At 42.7% G+C, this 20977-nt stretch carries 23 protein-coding genes and 1 pseudogene; 13 read left to right on the forward strand and 11 right to left on the reverse strand.

What is annotated here, in order from left to right:
- The 7 genes from ARCPR_RS01040 to glyS form a co-directional block, all read right to left on the reverse strand.
- Nucleotides 1-357 (reverse strand): ACT domain-containing protein, encoded by a 357-nt coding sequence (locus ARCPR_RS01040; RefSeq protein ID WP_012939615.1) that lies wholly within the window; start codon nucleotides 355-357, stop codon nucleotides 1-3.
- A complete protein-coding gene (locus ARCPR_RS01045) occupies nucleotides 347-970 on the reverse strand; it encodes a phosphoribosylanthranilate isomerase (protein WP_012939616.1) in 624 nt (207 codons plus the stop codon). The genes ARCPR_RS01040 and ARCPR_RS01045 overlap by 11 nt, the downstream gene beginning before the upstream one ends.
- On the reverse strand, nucleotides 960-1532 hold the full coding sequence (locus tag ARCPR_RS01050; protein WP_012939617.1) for an aminodeoxychorismate/anthranilate synthase component II: 573 nt from the start codon (nucleotides 1530-1532) through the stop codon (nucleotides 960-962). Before ARCPR_RS01050 ends, ARCPR_RS01045 begins: the two co-directional genes overlap by 11 nt.
- Nucleotides 1529-2833 carry an anthranilate synthase component I gene (locus tag ARCPR_RS01055; RefSeq protein WP_012939618.1) on the reverse strand — a complete coding sequence of 435 codons (1305 nt, stop codon included), beginning with the start codon at nucleotides 2831-2833 and terminating at the stop codon, nucleotides 1529-1531. Before ARCPR_RS01055 ends, ARCPR_RS01050 begins: the two co-directional genes overlap by 4 nt.
- Entirely contained in the window at nucleotides 2806-3780 is a 975-nt protein-coding gene (gene trpD, locus ARCPR_RS01060) for an anthranilate phosphoribosyltransferase (protein WP_012939619.1), read from the reverse strand. The genes ARCPR_RS01055 and trpD overlap by 28 nt, the downstream gene beginning before the upstream one ends.
- On the reverse strand, nucleotides 3773-4456 hold the full coding sequence (gene trpC / locus ARCPR_RS01065; protein ID WP_012939620.1) for an indole-3-glycerol phosphate synthase TrpC: 684 nt from the start codon (nucleotides 4454-4456) through the stop codon (nucleotides 3773-3775). The genes trpD and trpC overlap by 8 nt, the downstream gene beginning before the upstream one ends.
- A 110-nt stretch (nucleotides 4457-4566) precedes the next feature.
- Nucleotides 4567-6270, reverse strand: coding sequence for a glycine--tRNA ligase (gene glyS, locus ARCPR_RS01070; protein WP_012939621.1), 1704 nt, complete (start codon nucleotides 6268-6270; stop codon nucleotides 4567-4569).
- A gap of 237 nt (nucleotides 6271-6507) precedes the next feature.
- On the opposite strand from glyS, the gene ARCPR_RS01075 reads away from it, so the two are divergent.
- Genes ARCPR_RS01075 through ARCPR_RS01085 form a run of 3 tightly spaced genes read left to right on the forward strand, consistent with a single transcriptional unit; the run spans nucleotide 6508 to nucleotide 9233 of the window.
- A complete protein-coding gene (locus tag ARCPR_RS01075; RefSeq protein WP_012939622.1) occupies nucleotides 6508-7674 on the forward strand; it encodes an Nre family DNA repair protein in 1167 nt (388 codons plus the stop codon).
- 21 nt (nucleotides 7675-7695) lie between these two features.
- Entirely contained in the window at nucleotides 7696-8190 is a 495-nt protein-coding gene (locus tag ARCPR_RS01080) for an NTPase (protein WP_048084300.1), read from the forward strand.
- The gene (locus ARCPR_RS01085; RefSeq protein WP_012939624.1) at nucleotides 8187-9233 is read left to right on the forward strand and encodes a tRNA (guanine(10)-N(2))-dimethyltransferase; all 1047 of its coding nucleotides are present in this window, start codon (nucleotides 8187-8189) and stop codon (nucleotides 9231-9233) included. The genes ARCPR_RS01080 and ARCPR_RS01085 overlap by 4 nt, the downstream gene beginning before the upstream one ends.
- On the opposite strand, the gene ARCPR_RS01090 is transcribed toward ARCPR_RS01085, so the two are convergent.
- On the reverse strand, nucleotides 9216-9401 hold the full coding sequence (locus ARCPR_RS01090; protein ID WP_012939625.1) for a DUF5350 domain-containing protein: 186 nt from the start codon (nucleotides 9399-9401) through the stop codon (nucleotides 9216-9218). The two genes, ARCPR_RS01085 and ARCPR_RS01090, sit on opposite strands and share 18 nt — an antisense overlap.
- Before the next feature lie 189 nt (nucleotides 9402-9590).
- Here ARCPR_RS01090 and ARCPR_RS09670 point away from each other — a divergent pair, with 189 nt between their 5' ends.
- Nucleotides 9591-9728: a type II toxin-antitoxin system RelE family toxin gene (locus ARCPR_RS09670; RefSeq protein ID WP_187286414.1), complete on the forward strand. Its 138-nt coding sequence runs from the start codon at nucleotides 9591-9593 to the stop codon at nucleotides 9726-9728.
- A 95-nt stretch (nucleotides 9729-9823) separates the two neighbouring features.
- Here ARCPR_RS09670 and ARCPR_RS01095 read toward each other — a convergent pair whose 3' ends face one another.
- Complete coding sequence (locus tag ARCPR_RS01095) at nucleotides 9824-10018, reverse strand: hypothetical protein (RefSeq protein WP_012939627.1); 195 nt, start codon at nucleotides 10016-10018, stop codon at nucleotides 9824-9826.
- Between the two features lie 318 nt (nucleotides 10019-10336).
- On the opposite strand from ARCPR_RS01095, the gene metG reads away from it, so the two are divergent.
- A complete protein-coding gene (gene metG, locus ARCPR_RS01100; protein WP_012939628.1) occupies nucleotides 10337-12322 on the forward strand; it encodes a methionine--tRNA ligase in 1986 nt (661 codons plus the stop codon).
- Entirely contained in the window at nucleotides 12319-12858 is a 540-nt protein-coding gene (locus ARCPR_RS01105) for an ASCH domain-containing protein (protein ID WP_012939629.1), read from the forward strand. The genes metG and ARCPR_RS01105 overlap by 4 nt, the downstream gene beginning before the upstream one ends.
- Here the strand turns inward: ARCPR_RS01105 and ARCPR_RS01110 are convergent, their stop codons facing one another.
- Nucleotides 12859-15069, reverse strand: coding sequence for a DEAD/DEAH box helicase (locus ARCPR_RS01110; RefSeq protein WP_012939630.1), 2211 nt, complete (start codon nucleotides 15067-15069; stop codon nucleotides 12859-12861).
- A gap of 46 nt (nucleotides 15070-15115) precedes the next feature.
- Between ARCPR_RS01110 and ARCPR_RS01115 the strand changes: the two genes are divergently transcribed.
- The 6 genes and pseudogenes from ARCPR_RS01115 to ARCPR_RS10060 form a co-directional block, all read left to right on the forward strand.
- Nucleotides 15116-15583, forward strand: a complete 468-nt coding sequence (locus ARCPR_RS01115; protein ID WP_012939631.1) for an MGS domain-containing protein — start codon at nucleotides 15116-15118, stop codon at nucleotides 15581-15583.
- 4 nt (nucleotides 15584-15587) lie between these two features.
- Nucleotides 15588-16100, forward strand: coding sequence for an ArsR family transcriptional regulator (locus ARCPR_RS01120; protein WP_012939632.1), 513 nt, complete (start codon nucleotides 15588-15590; stop codon nucleotides 16098-16100).
- Complete coding sequence (locus ARCPR_RS01125) at nucleotides 16097-16342, forward strand: DUF504 domain-containing protein (protein ID WP_012939633.1); 246 nt, start codon at nucleotides 16097-16099, stop codon at nucleotides 16340-16342. The genes ARCPR_RS01120 and ARCPR_RS01125 overlap by 4 nt, the downstream gene beginning before the upstream one ends.
- 7 nt (nucleotides 16343-16349) lie before the next feature.
- A complete protein-coding gene (argH, locus tag ARCPR_RS01130) occupies nucleotides 16350-17735 on the forward strand; it encodes an argininosuccinate lyase (protein WP_245526142.1) in 1386 nt (461 codons plus the stop codon).
- Nucleotides 17736-17960: 225 nt separating this feature from the next.
- Complete coding sequence (gene gatD, locus ARCPR_RS01135) at nucleotides 17961-19193, forward strand: Glu-tRNA(Gln) amidotransferase subunit GatD (protein ID WP_012939635.1); 1233 nt, start codon at nucleotides 17961-17963, stop codon at nucleotides 19191-19193.
- A 483-nt stretch (nucleotides 19194-19676) separates the two neighbouring features.
- Nucleotides 19677-20090: pseudogene (locus tag ARCPR_RS10060) on the forward strand (sodium:solute symporter family transporter); the annotation flags it as partial.
- Here ARCPR_RS10060 and ARCPR_RS10065 read toward each other — a convergent pair.
- Nucleotides 20048-20263 carry a hypothetical protein gene (locus tag ARCPR_RS10065; protein ID WP_280959713.1) on the reverse strand — a complete coding sequence of 72 codons (216 nt, stop codon included), beginning with the start codon at nucleotides 20261-20263 and terminating at the stop codon, nucleotides 20048-20050. The pseudogene ARCPR_RS10060 and the gene ARCPR_RS10065 sit on opposite strands and share 43 nt — an antisense overlap.
- A gap of 44 nt (nucleotides 20264-20307) precedes the next feature.
- Here ARCPR_RS10065 and ARCPR_RS10070 point away from each other — a divergent pair, with 44 nt between their 5' ends.
- Nucleotides 20308-20964 carry a sodium:solute symporter family transporter gene (locus tag ARCPR_RS10070; protein WP_280959704.1) on the forward strand — a complete coding sequence of 219 codons (657 nt, stop codon included), beginning with the start codon at nucleotides 20308-20310 and terminating at the stop codon, nucleotides 20962-20964.
- Nucleotides 20965-20977: the final 13 nt, after the last annotated feature.

Here is a 20977-nt window from a genome sequence, read left to right on the forward strand (position 1 = left end):
TCACCCCTCCTCGATTAGGAAGCCAATGTTTCTCAATGTTTCGATCGCTCCTTCAACGAAGTCCTCTTTGATGAGTATGTGATCGGTGTGATAGGAGGAGTACACAAGAATAGGGATGTTTGCTTCGGCTAAAGCCCTTGAAATCTTGGATATGAACCCAACCGTGTCAAATGATAAATCGACGTCGAATGTTATCAGCCTAAAACCGTACTCTGCCTCCTTAACTTTTAAATTGGTGAGAGCACCCTCTGGAACCACTGCAGTGATTTCTGAAAGTTTAACGATTGCGAAGAAATCTTTCGGGATTTCATCAGTCTTCACGACTGCAAACTTTTCAGGGTGTAATTTAGCTTTCAAATCTCCTCACCTCCCTAACGAAATCTGTAACGAGTTTTTCATCCTTCCTCCCGTTCTTTTCGACACCGCTCGAAACGTCTACTCCAAAAGGTTTAACGAATTCTACTATCTTAGCAACATTTTGAGGATTTAAACCGCCAGCCAAAATAATGTCGAACTCCTTGGCAACTATCCTGCTGACTCTGTGATCGTGTATTAAACCTGAGCCTTTTCCTGTGTCGAGCAAGATCAGATCGACATCGTAAAGCTCAATCTTTTCAATCAAAGATTTTGCATCTCTCTCAGGATTTTCGCTGAGCCTTGGAACTCTGAAAGCCTTCATAACCTTAATATCCAACTCCTTAACCTTCCCGACCAAATCCGGTGAGACTTCTGCATGAATCTGAATGTACTCAGCTTGAGTCTTCTCGATAACCCTCATCCAAGCATTCAAATCCGTAAGAGTTGAAACTACGAATACGGGGATATTCGCACATTCTATTATCTCTCTGGCTTTCTCAAGAGTTATCCTGCGCTTGGATTCACATTCAACAACAACTCCAGTAGCGTTGGCGTATTTCTCAACGATCTCAAGTTCCTCCAAGCTCTTGATACCGCAGATTTTAACGAACATGGCACATCTCCACGAAGTTCCTTATCATCTTCAAACCTTCCTCACGTGGCGTCAAAACGCTTTCAGGATGAAACTGAACACCCTCAATTCTCTCATCCCTACTCCTTATCCCCATGACCAAATCATCGTCGATAACCTTAGCTGTGACCTTGAAACCCTTAGGAACTTTCAGAACTGCTAGGGAGTGATATCTCCCCACCTCTATTGGATTTTTGACTCCCTTGAATATTCCTTCTCCATCGTGTTTAATAACGCTCGATTTACCGTGCATAGGCTTAACCCTGTTAACGACACCACCAAAAACGTGAGCGATTATCTGATGACCTAAGCATACGCCTAAAATCGGAACGTCTATCTCTAAAACGACCTTGGGACTAATTCCAACATCCCTCTTGCTATCTGGACTACTAGGACCGGGGGATATTATTATTCCCTTCGGATTCAGCTTCTTTATCTCAGCCAAGCTTACGGTGTTCGGCAAAACTTTAACCTTCGTAAAGATCGAAGCGTATTCTGCGAGGTTCCAAACGAAAGAGTCTCTGTTATCTATCAACACGATCATTCTACCACCCTTAAAGCCTTCAAAACTGCGGACATCTTGTTCCCAGTTTCGAAGAATTCCTTCTCTGGATTTGAGTCTGCAACTATCCCTGCTCCAGCCCTAACCCTGCAAACGTCATCTATTTCGACCATTCTGATTGCGATAGCCATGTCTGCGTATCCACTAACTGAAAAGTAACCTACACATCCCCCGTAAACCTTCCTTTTGGACTTTTCAAGCTCGTCTATGATCTCCATCGCTCTTATCTTCGGTGCACCTGTAAGCGTTCCAGCTGGAAAGCAAGCTTCCACAGCTTCAAACATATCGCTTTCAAGCTCTCCGACAACCTCACTTTCAATATGCTGAACGTGGCTGTACTTCAAAACCTTCATGAACATCGTAACCCTCACACTTCCAGCTTTGCTGACCTTTCTAACGTCGTTTCTTGCCAAATCCACCAACATAACATGCTCTGCCCTTTCCTTCTCATCAGCCAAAAGCCTCTCAGCAATTGCCCTATCTTCCTCCTCGCTCCTTCCTCTTGGAGCGGTTCCAGCTATGGGATTAACCTTAACAACGTTCTTCTCAACGGAGCACATCGTTTCTGGAGAAGCTCCGACTACAGCCTTCCCAAACTCCAAGCAGAACATGTATGGACTCGGATTAATCTTCCTCAAGTTTCTGTAAATCTGGAAAGGCGAAAAATCGGTATCGACCTCGTATTCCCTCGAAATGACAACCTGAAACACATCACCAGAGTAAACGTATTCTTTAGCTCTTTCAACCATCTCAACAAACGTGTCCTTATCCGCATCACATCGAATCACATCGGAAAAACCTTCCTCATTCTCAACCTTCGTTCTCTTAGCCTTTCTAACTATTCTTTCAGCCTCCTTAGCTTTTTCATCGTCCTTGTTAAGGGATAGGAAGTAGAAGATGCCGGAGATGTGATCGTAAACGAAGACGTTCGAGTAAAAGCCGAAAACCGATGGCTCCTCTATCTCACCTTCGATATAGTTATGGACGGCATCGTAGGCTATGTATCCAACAAATCCACCGTTGAACCTCTGTCCATCCACACTCCTCACTCTCAAACCTTTCAAAGCCTTGAAGGGGTTCGTTTCCTTGCTGATTAGCTTCCCATCGACTCTCGTTCCCTTTCCGTCAACCTCGACAATGAAATCTGGATTTGCGGAGACATACGTGTATCTTGCCTTCCTTTCATGCTTTCCAGCGGATTCGAGAATGAACGGGAAGTCTTCATCTCTCAAAACGTTGTAGAGCTTTAAGGGATTCACGTAGTCAAGCTTCTTGACGAGCATACTATCTCCTCCAGCTTCTTTATTGCAATTTCACCCAAAACGCCCTCGATAACTTCAACACACTCCCTGAGATCGTCTTTCAGAAGGTTAAGAGCTAAAGCGGAGTTTATCAGAACGAAGTTCCTATCCTCCTCTTTCCCTTTCCCAGCGAGTACAGCCCTAATCCTCTCCGCACTCTCCTCTGGCGAGTGACAAGGCTTTATATCGACTGGCTTAAGCCCGAAATCCTCTGGTTCGAGCTTGAACTTCTCTATTCCCTCATTTACTTCAACAACGACAGTTTCTCCTTTGGGATTAACCTCATCTAAGCCGTCGCCATAAACTACATAAGCCCTCTCAACACCCAAAAACTCTAAGGCGTTTGCGACCTTATCAACCAAATCTGGAGAGCTTACACCTATTATCTGGTATGATGGATTTGCTGGATTTGCCAGAGGTCCTAAAACGTTGAATATTGTCTTTATGCCAAGTTCCTTTCTGACTGGCATTACACCTTTGAGGGTTGGATGGTAGAGCGGAGCGAAAAGAAACGTGAAGTTCGTTTTCTCGATCAAAGCCTTTGCCTGATCTGGATTTAGCCTATAGTTTATGCCTAAAGCTTCTAAGAGGTTTGCGGAACCGCTCTTCGAAGTTATTGAGACGTTTCCGTGCTTAGCAACCCTCGTGAAGCACGAGAGGATTATTGCACTTGCGGTGCTGACGTTGATTGTGAATGATCTATCACCACCTGTTCCACATGTATCGATAACATCGCCCAAATCGAGTTTTACGGCTTTGTCTCTCATGGCTTTGGCAAATCCAGCAAGTTCTTCAGCGGTGTATCCTTTGGTTTGTAATGCTGTGAGAATTCCAGCGATCCTGATCGGAGTTTCCTCTATCAGCTGATTGAAGATCTCGTAAGCCTCTTCAAAGCTCAAATTCTTGCCCTCAACAATCTTCTCAAGCATGAACGAAACACCTCACGAAGCTTTCGGTATCCTCAGCAAGCATGAAGGCTGTACCAATTAGAACAGCATCTGCAAATCTCAAAGCCCTCTTCAAATCATCCAAACTCCTTATTCCACTTTCACTGAGCTTTACAAACTTGTTCGGGATGAGTGGTGCAAGTTTCTCAGTCAAACTGACGTTTCCGTCATCCTTTTCAAGTTGACCTATATCCCTATTGTTTATCCCGACTATCGTCGTGTCGGTGTTTATTGCAATCTCAAGCTCTTGAGGGGTATGAACCTCAACAACCGTGTCAAGTCCATGCTCCTTGGCAAAATCGACGAATTCAGCAGTTCTGTCTTTCAGAATTCTCGTTATTAGTAAAACCGCTGAAGCCTCAACCTCAGCCGTTTTCTCAATCTCGAATTTATTCGTTATGAAGTCCTTTCTCAAAACGGGTAAATCTGTGAGCTTGCAAAGCTCTTTGAGGAATTTAAAAGAGCCTCTAAAGTGATTAGGTTCGGTTATGTAGGATATTCCGCAGGCACCAGACCTCTCGTAAGCTCTTAGAATGTCGATTGGATCTCTACCTCTCAGCAGATCGCCGTGTTTTGGAGAGTGAACCTTAATTTCAGCAATTACAGCATTCTTTCCGTTCTTCTCAGTAAGCCTGATAGACTTGCTCAATCTAAACATTGAGGATTGATCTTATAAGCTGTATTTAAACCTTTTTCTTGGGAGTGATCCTGGTGAGCGAGTGTGGTAGCAGTATATCATTCAAAAGATTGAGAATCGGGAAGGTAGAATTATTCTTTAAAAATCTCACCGAACTCAGTTATGTCTTTATCGCTCGTTAAAAGTTCGTTGAGTACTTTTGGCAACTCGGAAATCTTGACCCTAACCTGCTTGGTTGTATCTCTGTCCCTAATTGTGACAGTTTCATCCTCAAATGTCTGGTGATCGATCGTTATACAGAAAGGAGTTCCGATCTCGTCAAACCTCCTGTATCTTCTTCCTATGCTACCAGAATCGTCGTATTCAGTGTAGAAACCGTTTTCTCTCAACATCTGCACAATCTCCTTAGCTTTGGATGTGAAAGGCTCCCTTGAAAGCAAAGGCAAGACTGCAACAGGTATTGGAGCAACCCACCTCTTAAGCCTAAGAACTCTTCTCTCCTCCCCTTCCACAACATCTTTGTCGAAGGAGTGCTCCAAAACTGCGTAGGTTATCCTGTCCAAGCCGAAAGAAGGCTCAATTACGTGTGGAACAATCTTTTCACCGTGAATCTCCTCTTCAACCTCAACTATCTCGAAGAAATCTTTGGTGATTTCGATCTTCTCGCCATCAAGATCGATTGTTATCGATTCTACATCCCCGTCAACCTCAATTTCCTCAAGCTTCTTAGCAATCTCCTTAGCCTTCTGCCTGTAAACTGGGCCGAGTTTCTTCATGTTTGGAATTACCTTCTTCCTCTTAACCTTTATTGGCTTTTCAAACTGTACGAATACTCTCAAATCCTCTCCGCTGTGTTCCATGTGCTTCTTAAGGTCGTAGTCAGTTCTGTCAGCAATTCCAACGATTTCTATCCATCCGTAAGCTGTCAATACCTCAGCATCCCAGCAGTCTATTGCGTAATGTGCCCTCTCATCGTCCTTATGTTGTCTGAACCTTAGCTTGGCCTCATCTATACCAACCTCAAGTAGAAACTCCCTCGTTTTCCCTATGAAGTATGCCATTAGTTCATGGCAGACTATACCCTTCTCAACAGCCTCCTTCAGCGTTACCTCGTGCAGAACATCGTTCTTGTCCAAGAGCTTTACAACAACATTCGCATACCTTGCAAAATTCGGATGTCTCTTCTCTCTGGGATTGACGAAATATTCAAGTTCAGCCTGATTGAACTCTCTCAGCCTTATAACACCCTGTCTCGGACTTATCTCGTTTCTGTAAGCTCTTCCTATTTGTGCAACACCGAAAGGTAGTTTGTGCCTGAAGTATTCCAAAAGCCTCCTGAAGTCTATGAAAATGCCTTGTGCTGTTTCAGGCCTCAAATATCCCTTCTTTCCCTTCCCCGGTCCTATCGTCGTTGAGAACATGAGGTTAAAGAGGAAAGGCTCCTTGAATTTACCGCCACAACTGCACTTGAGGTCGTAGGTTTCGATTATCTCCTTCACCGTTTCTATGTTCGGCTCGATCTCTATTCCCAACACATCTTTTATGTAGTGATCTGCTCTGAAAACTCTACCACAGCTTTCGCATTCAATTGCTACATCTGTAAAGCAGGAAACGTGCCCAGAGGCAACGAAAACCTCCTCAACGCATACCGTGGGAGTATCTATCTCAACAGCCCTCTCTCTCACCACAAAGTGCTTACGCCATATATTCTCAATCTTCCGCCTTAAAGCGTTACCCAAAGGACCGTAATCGACAAATCCGGCCATTCCACCGTATATCTCAAATGACTGCCAGAAGAAACCTCTCCTGGTGAGCATCTCCATTAACTCGCTCATGCGAAGCGGTGATAGGGGACTTTTTAAAGATTTATCGACAAAGCAAAAAATTGGTTAGTGATGCCCAAGATAGTACATGCATGACATCACAAACATCGAGATAGCTATCAGGAAGAATATCCAAGCCACAACCGACAAGGCAATTCCAGCAGCGTCCCCGCTCTCCATGTGCTCAGTGTGACAAGATAAAATATAACTCTTTCCAAACTGTTAAATTCGATTGAACCAACGAACGTTGTGAAGTGTGCAATCTGCAAGGGATACAGGCTATTGTGCGGTAGGAATTTTTGCCCCATTTTGAGGAAAGTTAGAATAATCAAGTCCGTCTTTAGCGATCTCAAGCTTGACAAAGTCGTCTTCGGATCGTCACCACCCTCGATCTTCGTAGGTGAGAAGGGCTATCCCAAAGTTAGAGTGGCCCCGCTCGTTCCTCCAATTGAAGGGGATACTTCAAGCTTAGATAGTCCGCTTAAGTGGGAAGATGTAACGCTTGAAGATGCGATAAAGCGTAGAGCTGTGCTCGTGATGGGTGAGAGGGTTTGTAATGTCAAAACGAGCTTGGATTTCGATGGACTCGTTATGTCCGTTAAGCCAGTTGATGCTGAGATGGTTTTAAGCAAAAAACCCGTACTAAAAATTGATTTGAGCGAGATTTCTGCTGTAGTTAATCCTAAAGCTGAGCTTGAAAAGCTTAAGGTGGTAGGAAATCCCAGGGTTCCTAAAGCGGTTGATAAGATAGTTGGAGATGAGATAAAGGCTCAAAAGGCAATGGTGGATCTGTACGAGAGGGGATTTGACGAATACTACATAATCAGGCTACTCTCCGCAGGTCTCTTGGGAATCGATAAGAAGCTTGTGCCTACTAGGTGGAGCATTACGGCAGTTGAGGATACAATCGGAGAGCATCTCAAGCGTGAAATTGTCAACTATAAGCCGATAGACCGCTACGAGGTCTACAGAGCGGAGTTCTTAGGAAACGTCTACACGATTTTGATGATTCCATCAGCTTACGCTTTCGAACTCCTTGAGGTCTGGTTACCTAAATCTCTGTTCGGTTTTAGCGGAGTTTTGAGAGATTACGAGTTCTTTAAGAAGAGAGGTTACGCTAATGAAACGCTTGGGGCTTACTATTCCGCAAGGCTGAGCGTCTTAGAATTTTTGAGAAAGAAGAGAAGGCAAGCAAAGGTTGTCGTTTTCAGGGAAGTTACCGAAGAATACTACGCTCCGATAGGCTCTTGGCAGATAAGGGTTGGAGTGAGAAAGGCTTTGAAGAATAAGGTTGGTACTTTTGACGATTTAAGCTCCGCTCTTAGCTTTTTGAGAAATCTACTGAGACATAGGCTTGAGGATTATCTCAGAAGAGATGTCGTTTTGAAAGCTAGGACAATCGATAGCTATTTTTGAAATCCGTGAATATTTTTCGGTGTGAAGATCGCCGTGACTGGAAGACCGGGTATCGGCAAAACTACGCTTTGCATGAAGGTTTTCAAGAGCTTGGATGATGTTGAGGGCTTTGTTACACTTGAGGTCAGAGAAAAAGGTAGAAGAATTGGTTTCAAGCTTCACGATCTCAAGAGCGGGGAGGAGCTCTGGCTCGCTAAGGTTGGAGAAGGTTACCCCAAGGTTGGAAAATACGTCGTCTTCTTAGAATCGATAGATCGTTTTGCGGAGATGCTGAAAGGTTACAGCGGAAATCTTGTCATAGTCGATGAGGTTGGTCCGATGGAGCTTAAAAGTGAGAGATTTGTAAGGGCGATGGAAGATCTTATTGAAAGTCCAAAAAATCTGCTCGTGACAGTTCACTATAGATCGAGGCATCCTCTCGTTGAAAGAATCAAGAGGGAGTTCGAACTATATGTAATCGATGAGAAGAACAGGGATGAGGTGGCGAGAGAGATAATAAGGAGGTTCAGGGGATGATAGTCGAGGAAGGCAAGGTTAAAATCAAGCTCGACAGGGACGTTTTCTACAATCCTCGAATGAGATTCTGCAGGGATTTGGATGTTCTCGTTTGGAGGGTTTTGGATGACAAACGAGAGTTTTTGGATGCCTTAGCTGGAACCGGTGTGAGAGGGATAAGGGCTAAAGTGGAGGGAGGTTACGATGTAGTATACTTCAACGACAGGAATCCCAAGGCAGTCGAACTTATTAAAGAGAATATGAAGCTTAACGGTATCGAGGCTGAGGTTTTCAACAAGGATGCAAACATCCTGATGAGAGAAAAAAAGTTCTGGCACATCGATTTAGATCCGTTTGGAAGTCCTGCAGAGTTCATGGACTCGGCAAGTTTCTCAGTTAAGAAGTATCTCAGCGTTACAGCAACAGATACAGCTGCGTTCTGCGGTTCCGCAACGGAATCTGGCTTGAGGAAGTATTTCGTCTTCGCCGAAATGACAGATATCTATCCGGAGATAGGATTGAGAGCTTTGATAGGTTACGTTGCGAGAGAGCTTGCTAAATACGAGAAAGGGATTGAAGTTCTCGTATGTTGGACTAAGGAGCACTACTATCGAATCCACTTGAAGGTTAGGAAATCTTTGAGGGCTTCAAAGGACACTGTAAAAAAGTTGGGATACATGCTTTACTGTCCCAATTGCATGAACAGGGATTTTGTCGGAGTTGGTGAATGTTTTGAGAGATGTGAGTGCGGTGGAAGATTCAGGATTTACGGTCCGATCTGGCTTGGGGATGTTAAAGATGCAGAAATAGTTAGGAAGATGCTCGAATACGCTAAGGGGAAGGCTGAGAAGTTCGTTAAGGCTATAGCTGAGGAGCTAAACACACCTCTTGCATACAACATCCATGCGTTGTCGAAAAAACTGAAGATAAACCCTCCGAAAATGGAGAAGATACTTACAGACCTCAGAGAAAACGGTTTTACTGCTTCAAGGGTGCACTACTCCGGAACGGTTTTAAAAACAAACGCCAAAATTGTAGATTTGATTTCACTGCTTAACTCCTAAGATCGACTTCGGCGACCTCTTTATCCTCCTTCTCTTTTTTCCGTCAGATGTGTACTTCTGGTTCGGTCCGGGCTTCTTGTAATACTGCCATTTCGTAGGAACTAGCCTGTATTCGTTGCTGTTCCTCTTCTTGATCTTAACCCACGTTACACTACCAGTCTTACCCATGCTTTCATGCTTTGGCTTTTAGCATAAAAGTCTTTTGATGAATAGGTTCTGGACTAAATTCAACGTAATTAATAATAGCTATACTAGTTTTTAAATTGTCGAACTTCCATAATATCTGCCAAAAGTTATATCAACGCTTAAATATATTAACAACGAAAAACTTAAAACGAGAGATATAGAATGATTATTATGAGTTATCAAATTAAAACCACAGATGAATTTGAAGAACAATTTAAAAAGTTAACAAGAAAGAATAAAGCCTTAGCTGAGATGTTCGCTAAGGCAATTTTGAAATTGAAAGAAAATCCCATGCTGGTAAGCCTTTAACCCACGAACTTAAAGGGTTTCGTTCTTTACACATCTCGGGAAAATGGAGGTTAATTTATGATGTTCATTAAGATCAAAAATTAATAGTCCTGAGATCAATCGGACATAGAAAGCGAATCTATACCGATTTCCCTTAAGAAGTCTTCAAAATCTCTCTTTGGTGGCTGTTCTCTAGCTCTCTTGATGGATTCCATTAACTCCTCATCGGAAATGATTTCAAGCGTCTCGATAATGGAGTCGAGCTTTTCCTTGATCTCTATCAAGTCTTTAAGTATTTCCTGCTTGATCATTAATGTATTCTCTGATGTATGTTGTATATATCAGATTCGATTTAAGTTGAACTTTTTGTAAACGCTGAGAGTATCGATCACTTTGGTGGTGTCTGAAAATATTATAAGATTGAAAATATTATAAGTTTGCTTAAAAATTTCTTTGATGATGGAGTACATTTTGACTTCTCTGATAATGGTTTTAATCTCGTTTGTAGTCTTCTCGCATGTTAAGAAAACAAGCGATCGGTGAATTGCTCTTACTACATGAGCATTACAAGAGGGGTTACGAAGAGGCTATGAAATAAACATTTATAATCGCTCAAGCTTTGTTGAGGCATGAAGCTCGTTACCTGTGGCTTACCCTATGCGAACGGTAAGGCACACATAGGTCATCTGAGAACTTACATTCCCGCTGACGTCTACGTCAGATACCTCAGGCTTTTGGGAGAAAAAGTCCTGTTCATCTGCGGTAGCGATTGCCACGGAACACCGATAGTCGTAAACGCTGAGAAGGAGGGAATATCTCCGAAAGAGCTTGTGGATAGATATCACGAACACTTTCAGAAAGTCTTTAAAGAGCTTGAGGTTGAATTCGATTTTTACGGGAGGACTGACGCTGAATACAACCATCGCAGGACTCAGGAAATAGTAAAGACACTCATGGATAAGGGATACATCTACGCTAAGGAAATTGAGCTTGCATACTGTCCGAAGTGCGACAGATTTTTACCTGATCGATATGTGGAGGGAATTTGTCCATACTGCGGTGCAGTTGCGAGAGGAGATGAGTGCGATCAAGGTTGTGGAAGACATTTGGAGCCGGGAGAGATTTTACAGCCGAAGTGTAAGATTTGTGGGAGTCCGGCAGTTTTCAAGAAGCAGAAGCACTACTTCTTCAAGCTTACAGCCTTCAAAGACTTTCTAATGGACTACTTGGAGAATAAACTTCAGGGAACTTCCAACGCTTTGAACTATGCAAGGGAATGGGTAAGGAGAGAGCTCAAGGATTGGTGCATAACTCGAAACTTGGAATGGGGTGTTAAGTTCCCTGGCGAAAATTTAGTTGTCTATGTCTGGGTTGATGCACCTATAGGCTACATATCTTTCACAGAACAGGCTTGTAAGCTCAAAGGCTGTAACTGGGAGGATATTTGGAAGAATGGTGAGATTAGTGACATAACGCACTTCATAGGCTTAGACATAGTCTATCATCACTGCATATTCTGGCCTGCAATGTTGAAAGGAGCAGACTATTCATTGCCTAAAGCCGTTGTAGCAAGTGGAATGGTAAAGGTGGAAGGCAAAACTTTCTCCAAGAGCAGAGGATACGTTGTCTGGGTTGAAGACGACTATCTCAAGGCTGGATTTCATCCAGACTATCTAAGATACTACATTGTGAGCTACACATCTCATGAGAAGGATCTTAATTTCTCTTGGAGGGTTTTCAAGGACAAGGTAAACAACGAGCTGATCGGAACTTTCGGCAACTTCATCTATAGAGTTCTTCACTTCGCTTGGAAGAACTTTGGCAGGGTTAGGATGAATGTTGATAAAGAGACACTCGAAAAAATTTCGAATGTTAAAGATAAAATCGTTGAATCTCTGAAAGTCTGGGAGTTCAAGGAGATTTGTGATGCATTTATGGAATTAGCCACATTCGGAAACGAGTTCTTCCAGTCCAAAAAGCCTTGGGAGTTGATAAAGACCAATAGGGAAGAATGTGAAAGGGTTTTGGCAAACGCAATCCAGCTTGTGAAAGCTCTTTTGATATTTGCATATCCAGTGATGCCCAAGAGCATGGAAAACGTTGCTAAGGTGATAAACTTGGATCTGAAGAATGCAAGACTTGACGACGCTTTAAAGGTTGATGATGTTGTTGAACTTAGTAAACCTAAGATTCCGTTTGAGAAAGTTGAAGACAAGAAGATCGAGGAGATGGAAAGAATTATGATAGAGAGAATTAGAAGAGCTGAGAGCGGTGAGAAAGAGAAGGAGGAAGAACTCGTAGATATAAAGGACTTTACAAAGCTGGACATAAGGATTGGTAAGATTATCAAGGCTGAAAGAATAAAGGGTAGCAAAAAACTGCTAAGGCTTGAGGTTGATATTGGAGGTGAGATTAGACAGATAGTCGCTGGAATTGCAGAGACCTACAGCCCTGAGGATTTAATAGGAAAGCTCGTGCCCGTTTTGGTGAATATAAAGCCCGCAAAGCTTATGGGTGTTGAAAGCAGGGGAATGATCTTGGCTGTTGATGTAGATGGCAAAGCGGTGCTTCTACAGCCTGAGAAAGATGTACCAGTTGGCTCAAAGATAAGATGAAGCACCTCGAATTTAAAGACAAGTACAAAGAACTACTGTTAAGCGGGAGGAAGAGAGCAACGATTAGACTACAGTGTTACGTTAAGGAAGGGGATGAAGTCTTCGTTCACTGCGGTGGCAAGATAATCGGCACTGCGAAGATAAAAAAGGTGGAGGAAAGAAGCTTGGAAGAAATTGACGACGAACTTGCCAAAGCTGACGGATTCAACAGCAAAGAAGAGCTTATCAATGAGATAAAAAAACTGTATGGATGTCCGAAAAAGGTTTACGTGATCTGGTTCGATTTCAAGCCCTTTAAGAATGAGATCGATCCGCACGAGATGTATTACAGTGATGCCGATCTTGTTGAAGTCGCTAAGAAAGCTTTGGAGAATCTAAGTCTGAGCGAGGGTGATAAAAGAATTCTTGAGCTTTTTATAAAAACGCAGAGCATAAGGAAGACTGCAATGAAGTTGGGTGGGATTAAGAAGAGAGGTGTCGTTAGGAAGGTGTTGAGGAAGTGTCTAAATGAGCTTAGAAAGAGGGGCTTGATTTAGTCACTCAACAAACTTATCCGCTTCGCTGTAAGGCGTTTTCATAATTCTTACGATCTTTTCAGCCGTTTTTTTACCGACTTTCGGGACTTTCATGAGATCTTCAACGCTTGCCTTAGCTATATTCTCAATCGTTTGAAAGTGTTCTAGCAGATTCCTCGCTATTACCGGTCCTATATCCGAAATCGAAGATACGACGTATTCCATCTGCTCCTTGAGAGTCATCTTAGTCTTGCCGTAGTGTGGTGAGACCTCTCTATCCTTTGCTAACTGCTCTCTCCTTGCCAAACTCACTATGAACTCAGCAGTCTCTTCTGGACTTTTTGTGAATATCACGGGAATACCGAAATCGACTATTACCGTGGCAAGAGCCCCTCTTATTGCATTCGGATTTAAGCGCCTGTAAATTCCATCTCCTTCAACTATGAGAACAGGTTTGAGATAATGTTTCTTCAACTCGATCAACTGATCGAACAGCCTTCTATCAATTATACTGTCCACAAAGTCGTCCGCAGTTTTTCTCTCTATTGCGACCCTGTCACTAACAACATAATCAGCATTAAAGTTCCCAACCCTTACATTCGCTTTCTCGTAGAGCTTTTTAACTACCTCAGACCTCATTTCCCTCGAATCGACGTAAACGGTTACATCTTTGAGATTGCCAACTTTAAATTCCTCTAAACTCTTCTGAGTTCTTTTAAGCATGAATTTAAGATCTCTCAATCTTTCGAACATTGCTCTCTCCTTTCTCAAACTTATGTAGAAGTAAGCCTCGTCCCTTGTCCCTTTCGTCACCAAAACTACTATTCTTCCCTCCTTCTTTCTTCCAGTCCTTCCTTTTCTCTGAATCGACCTGATCTCGGAAGGTATAGCCTCGTAAAATACAACGAGATCAACTTCAGGAATATCCAACCCCTCTTCTCCAACGGATGTGGCGACTAGGACCTTTATATCTCCAGCTCTGAACCTCTCAACAATCTCAACCTGCTCCCTTTGCCTTAATCCCCTATCGTTCTCTCTGTTGGCTTGTCCCACAAATCTTACGGCTGGTACTCCCATACTTTGTAGCTCCCTAGATATAACTTCAGCCGTATCCCTAAAGTTCGTGAAAACAATTATCCTTGATTCGGGCTTTTCCTTTAACTGGCTTGAAACTATTTCTTTCAGCTTTTCAAGCTTCGGATGGTCAACTTCACACTTCAAAGCTTTAACTACAGCTTTTTTGAACTTAGGATCGGCTATTATGCTTTTTGAAGCTCTGCTGCCTCCCCTCGACTTAGCTTCAACGACTATCCTTCTCAAGTAATGTTTCAGGGCATCCAAGCCTTGAGTTTCTATCAATTCTATTGCATGGTGTATCTTCAGGATTTCAGCCAAAACTGACAAAGCTTCAAAGAGCCTCTGATCCCCGCTTTCATAGGCCTCACTTTGTAGAGCTTCTTGCAGAGCTAATAGTTCCTTCTTGCTTAAACCCCTTGCCTTAACACCCAACCCTTCAAGTCTCATCAGTCTCAGTTCTACACACTCGTTCAGGAGGTCTCTGACCTCTTTAAGCTCTTTGGGCATCTCAACTCTTACCCACTCTATGGCTCTCTCGTGAATGTAGGGCTTTACGTCCTCATCTAACTCGGTTCTAACCTCAACATCCTCTATGTAAAGGTTCTTTATCACCTCTTCAATTCTCTCAATGTCGCTACCCGGTGATGCCGTTATTGCAAGGATAAGGGGATCTTTAGCCTGTTCCATATAGGCTTTGGCTATGAAAACGTAAGAATAGTTTCCAACAGCCCTATGAGCCTCATCAAAGGTAACGTGAACGACATCTTCGAGCGATATTCTGCCAGATATCAAATCATTCTCAATCACTTGTGGTGTCGAAACTACAACTTTTGCCTTATTCCAGAGCTGATATCTCTTATCTGGGGGGACCTCACCGCTTAAAGCAACTATCTCATTACTTGGAATTTTTAGAGTCTTTCTGAAGAAGTTTGCATGCTGTTCAACCAAAGGTTTCGTAGGTGCTAAAACCAAAGCCTTGCCACCCTTGTTGTGCAGACGTGAGGCTATGACTAGGAGAGCAATGACGGTCTTACCCAATCCCGTAGGGAGTACTACCAATGTGTTCCTCATTAAGGCCGTTGCGGTTATGGCGATCTGGTAAGATCTCCTCTCAATCGTGTTCTCCCTTATGAGAGGATGATGAACGTATTCCACATTCGATGGTCAACGAACATATATATAACACGATCGACCGACATTCATGAATGTACTGATATCAGTCAGTAGAAAGGACAAACTCGAAAGATTTGCCAAAGCTTTGGTCAATCTGGGGTACACCTTATATGCTACAGAAGGAACGGCAAAATTCCTTGAGAATTGCGGGATTCCCGTTAGGAGACTTTCTGAAATTACACACCTTAGCGAGAGTGAAGATTTAAAGACATTGCATCCAGAAGTGTTTAAAAGGATATACGGCGGATTTTTCAGCCTCATTGTCGTAAATCTCTACGAAGATAAGGTGGACGTTGGTGGGGTTGCACTGATTAGGGCTGGTATCAAAGCTGGAGTGCCAGTGGTTTGCTATCCAGAAGACTACGAGAAAGTTTTGGAGGATTTGAAAAACGGAAGAGATTTAAGCTGGCTTGACTTGAAGGCTTTGCTTTATCTGATTTACAACGACTTGGAGTTGCTAAAAAGAAAGTTGTATATATCGAGAGATATCGCTTAATTCGATGAGAAGAGTGAAGCTAGTCAACGATGTCGTGGATCTCGTCCCTATACTCTACATGTTCTCAACGACAACATACAAGAATGTTTACAGTGCACTATTGGACGACTGGTACACTCTAAATGAACTCAAGGAGATGTTCGGAGAGGGTGTTGAGGAAGCTTTGAAAATATTGAAAAGTGCCGGAATGCTCGAAGTGAGATGGAGAATGCCAAAAGATCCAGCTGGAAAGCCAGAAAAGGAGTATCATGTTACATACACACACCTTAACGCTAGCTTCTACGTCTCACTCATAGAACTAAACAAAGTCTTGGAAGTAATATTCATGCCGGAGGACGAGTTTGAAGAAGTCGTTAAGAAAGTTATCGATGAGATAAAGGCTGGAAGGATGAGCGTTCAGCACATAAGCAGAGATTTAAAGCTTGAGCCAATAGTCGTTAGAGCTATTGCCAAGAGATCTCTAAAGCTGAACCTCAAGGGGAACATTGTTGAAATTGCCAAGGAGGAGGAAATTTGAAAATTAAAGAAATTCTTGACAAGTTTAAGTGGCATCCCAATTACGATATCAGCAAGGTAACCGTAGTTTATATCGACAGACCGAAAGGCTTCTCTGAGATAAGAGGCGATGAAATTGAGAAGGCTGGATACAAGTTTCTCTATTTGAAATCTGGTCTGATGATTCCTGTTCATAGGGTTGTTGAAATAAGATACGATAAAGAAGTTGTGTGGAGGAAGGGAGATGTTGAGAAGCAGGTTTAAAAAACAAATGGATCCGCTGGCTTTGGAATTCACGTCGTCGATTGATCAAGACAGATACATCTTCTACTACGACATACTTGTAGATTTAGCTCACGTCCTAGGTTTGCTTAAATGCGGTCATATAAGCAGAGATGATGCCAAAGCAATTATCAGGGCACTTCTTGAGATCAGAGACAAGGGCTACGAGGCCATACCTAAGGAATACGAGGATGTACATGAGGCTATTGAAGCTGAGGTTACAAAGCTAACGCAAGCTGGAAAGAAGATGCATACCGCGAGAAGTAGGAACGATGAGGTTGCAACGTGCTTGAGGATGTTTGCGAGGGATAGGCTACTTTCAATAGCTAGTGCAATTTTAGATTTGAGAAGAGTTTTGCTGAAGAGGGCTGAAGAAAGTATAGATGTGATAATGCCGGGTTTTACGCATTTGCAATACGCGCAACCCACAAGACTTTCTCATCATATCTTAGCATATCACGACATGCTCAAGAGAGATTTCGACAGAGTAATTGAGACGTTTAGAAGAGTAAATTTGTCCCCGCTAGGTGCCTGTGCATTCGCCGGGACATCCTTCGAGCTCGATAGAAATTATACAGCTGAGCTTCTGGGATTTGATGGTGTTGTAGAGAACAGCTGCGATGCTGTGGCTAGTAGGGATTTCCTGATAGAATCCGTTTTCGTAGCAACTCAGCTGATGCTAACTCTAAGTAGGATGGCTGAGGAGATAGTTTTATGGTGTTCCGAATTCGATTTCATCGATTTACCTGAGGAATATGCATCTACATCATCAATAATGCCACAGAAGAAAAATCCGGACGTTGCGGAGTTGATAAGAGCCAAGGCTGGTAGATTGATCGGTAATTTGACTGGAGTTATGAGCATTTACAAGGCTATGCCTCTGACATACAACAGAGACTTTCAGGAGATGAACGAAATACTGTTTAAATCGCTTGAGATAGCGGATTTATCCACAATTCTAATGGCTGGAATGTTTGAGAAAATCGTGTTTAAGACGGATGTTATGCGCGAAAAAGTTCTAAAGAGTTTTACAGTTGCAAGTGAAATTGCAGATAGGCTTACGAAGGCGGGAATTCCGTTTAGAGATGCACATAGGATCGTTGGCAGGGCTGTTGCTGAGGGTGATTTGAGTAAAGTTTTGGATATTGCCAAAGAGATGAGCTATGACGTTAAAGTTGATTTGGATGTGAGTGTTGAAGAAGTTGTTGAAGGAAGGAAGAATATCGGTGGCACTTCCAAGAGTGAAGTTTTGAGGATGATAGAAGACAGACTGGCCATGCTTGAGAAGGATTACGATACGCTGAATAGTATAATCGACTCCATAGTTCTAAAACTCGAAAAACTTTACGGAGAAGTGGAACAACTGCTGAAGTGATACAAACTCAGCTAAGTTAACACACTCAACAGAGCAATCGAAAACACTAAATACTGCGTACTGAAGTTGTATAGACGTGATGATGTAGCCCGCGACTGATCCGTGATGAAAGAATCCAATTCTGATTATTAACTATTGGAAAAGCTTGATGACACCTCTATATTCCCTTGTTGGAAAAATATTCAGTCTAAAAACTCTTAAAAGCCTTTACAACAATTCGAAGACATGACGCTTGAAGGTAAGAGAGTCAGGATCAAGGCTAAAGGCAGGATTTTTGAGGGAATTGTAATGCCCTCTTTTACGGATTGTCTTGTCCTCAAGCTCGATAACGGTTATAACGTTGGCTTCAAGGATTACGAAGTTTTGGAGATTCTAGAGGAAAAGCCAATAAGTTTTCCCAAGCCGAAGATCGAAAAGAAGGAAGAGTTGCCGAATGTGATGATAATCTCAACTGGTGGAACTATTGCGAGTAAGGTCGATTACAGGACTGGAGCTGTTACAAGCCAGTTTACAGCTGAGGAGATAGTTGGAGATGTCCCCGAGCTTTTAGACGTCTGCAACGTCGATGCGATGCTTCTGTACAACATTCTCAGCGAGAACATGAAACCAAAGCATTGGATAGAGCTAGCGAGAGAAGTGTATAAAGCTATCAAGAAGGGGTACGAAGGCGTAATAGTAACTCATGGCACAGATACAATGCACTATTCAGCCTCTGCCTTGGCCTTCATGCTTTCAACACCAATTCCAATCGTATTTACGGGGGCACAGCGTAGTAGCGATAGACCTTCGAGCGATGCCTCGATGAATGTGTTCTGTTCAGCCGTAACGGCTGTATCGGATTTGGGAGAGGTTGTCGTTGTTATGCATGGAACAACTAGTGATGATTACTGTCTGATACACAGAGGAGTTAAGGTCAGGAAGTGTCACACATCGAGAAGGGATGCATTTAGAACTATCAACTATACACCTTTGGGAAAAGTTCACTATCCGAGCGGGGAAATCGAGTGGATCGGTGAGAGGTTCAAGAGGGGAGAGAGAGAGCTCGAGCTTAGAGATAAACTTGAGGAGAAATGTGTTCTGATAAAATTCTTCCCAGGCTTAAGTCCCGACATACTTGAATATTACTACGAGAGGGGTTACAGAGGATTCGTTTTGGAGGGAACTGGTTTGGGACACGTATCGACTGACTGGGTGGATACTATAAAGAGAATTGCTGAAGACAGCTTAATTGTAATGACTTCTCAATGTCTCTGGGGTAGGGTCTGTTGCAGAGTTTATGATACTGGAAGATACCTGCTCAGGGCGGGAGTCATTGAAGGTGAAGATATGCTTCCAGAAGTAGCTCTGGTTAAGGTGATGTGGTTACTTGGAAATTATGATCTTGAAGAGGCTAAGAAGCTCGTTAAAGAGAATTTGGTCGGAGAGATAACACCTTCAACGAGATACGATTACTCATGAGACGGCAGATTTTTTATGTATGGACATTGCCACGCTAATGAGAGCAGGTTTAGGCTTAATTGTACTGTTACTCCTTCTTTCCGGGATAAGGATTGTAAAGATATTCCGTTTGAGTAGGTTAGTGGGTGAAATCACGAATTTTACAAAGTATGATTTTTGACATATTTTGGGATTATACCTACTATTTGGGAAAAATTTAAATATCTGTGATTGTACCTATAATCCATAATTGTTGCGTTGGTGTATGTGCTCTCAATAATTCTGATGATAGCGGGTGTTATCGCTGGATTGAAGAGGGTGAAATCGTTATGATCGTAGAGACTATTGTATCGATCTACCTTACTTCGATGATATTGATAGGCATCTTTGAATACAGGAGAACGCGCGGAATATTGGATTACTACTTGGCTGGTAAAAAGCTTGGTGTGTTTTTAGTAAGTTTCTCATTTTTTGCCACATACTTTTCAACATCTGCATTTTTGGGTGGAGGGGGGTTTCGGATTTATAGCTGGTTTTCAGTGGTCGGCATTTCTCATATTCTTCCACATACTTTTTGCTATACTCGCTTGGATGGTGGTTGCACTACCTATGAAGGAGCTTACTGATAAATACGGTGCTTTAACCGTCCCAGAGCTTTTCAAAATGAGATTTAGTAGAGCTACTCAAATAATATCGGCCGTTATAATCGTAGTCTTCTTCGAGTTCTATATGGTTTCCATATACAAGGGCGGAGGAAATCTCCTACAGATCATGATGGGTATGGATTATACCGCTGCTTTAGTAATGACGGCTTTAGTCGTTTTGATATATACATCCATCGGTGGTTTTAGGGCTGTCGTAACCACGGACCTTATTCAAGGAATTCTCGTCCTATTTGGCGGTATTGTACTGTTCTTGGGCGTTTTATACGAGCTTGGAGGGCCTTTTAAGGCTCTGGACATGCTTAAGAGCATTGAAATATTTGGTGGATACAGCGGTGAAGTCCTTTTTGAGTTCGGCGAGATTGCACCACCACCCGTAATGAAAGCTGGTATGGTTATACCCTTCATTCTCAGTTTAACTTTTGCCATAAGCATTGCACAGCTTGCGAGTCCTCAGCTCCGTGGTGAGATTTTTGGCTGCAAGAGACAGAAAGGTTATAGCACACGGTATGATATTGACACCTACGATCATCGGTATTTTCGCACTCTGCGTATTCAGTTTAGGACCTTTAGGATGGTTGGTAATTCCGAAGTACACCGACGTCACGCCGTTTTTAAAAGATCCGGACTTAGTTGTTCCTTTCATGGCTATGAAAATACTACCTATAGGGTTAAACGCACTAGTACTCACCGCCGTCGTAGCTGCCGCAATGTCTACCATAAACTCTCTCGTTCACGTAGCTTCAACATCCTTCGTTAGGGATATAGTTCAAAATTTCACTAACTTAGATGATACGAAGGCATTAAAGCTTACGAGGTTTATGGTGGCTGTTTTTGCCGTCATACCGGTGTTATTCGCATTAAAACCACCGAGTTACATAGTCGACATCGTCGGGCTGAGCTTTTCGGTTATAACTTCGGCATTTCTAATTCCTTTAATCTTTGCCCTCTACTCCAAGAAGGTTAGGGGTGTATCCGCAGCAGCTTCAATGCTTGTAGCTGTTGTAGTCCGTGGAATCTGGTATTACAAATTCTATAAAATTTATTGGATATATCCCGTCGTCTCGGGTTTGATTTCATCGCTATTTACATTCGTTATAATTGAAAGGCTAGTAGGCAGATTTAAATAATGGACAAACAATT

Origin of the sequence: Archaeoglobus profundus DSM 5631 (assembly GCF_000025285.1) — an archaeon.
GTDB lineage: Archaea > Halobacteriota > Archaeoglobi > Archaeoglobales > Archaeoglobaceae > Archaeoglobus_B > Archaeoglobus_B profundus.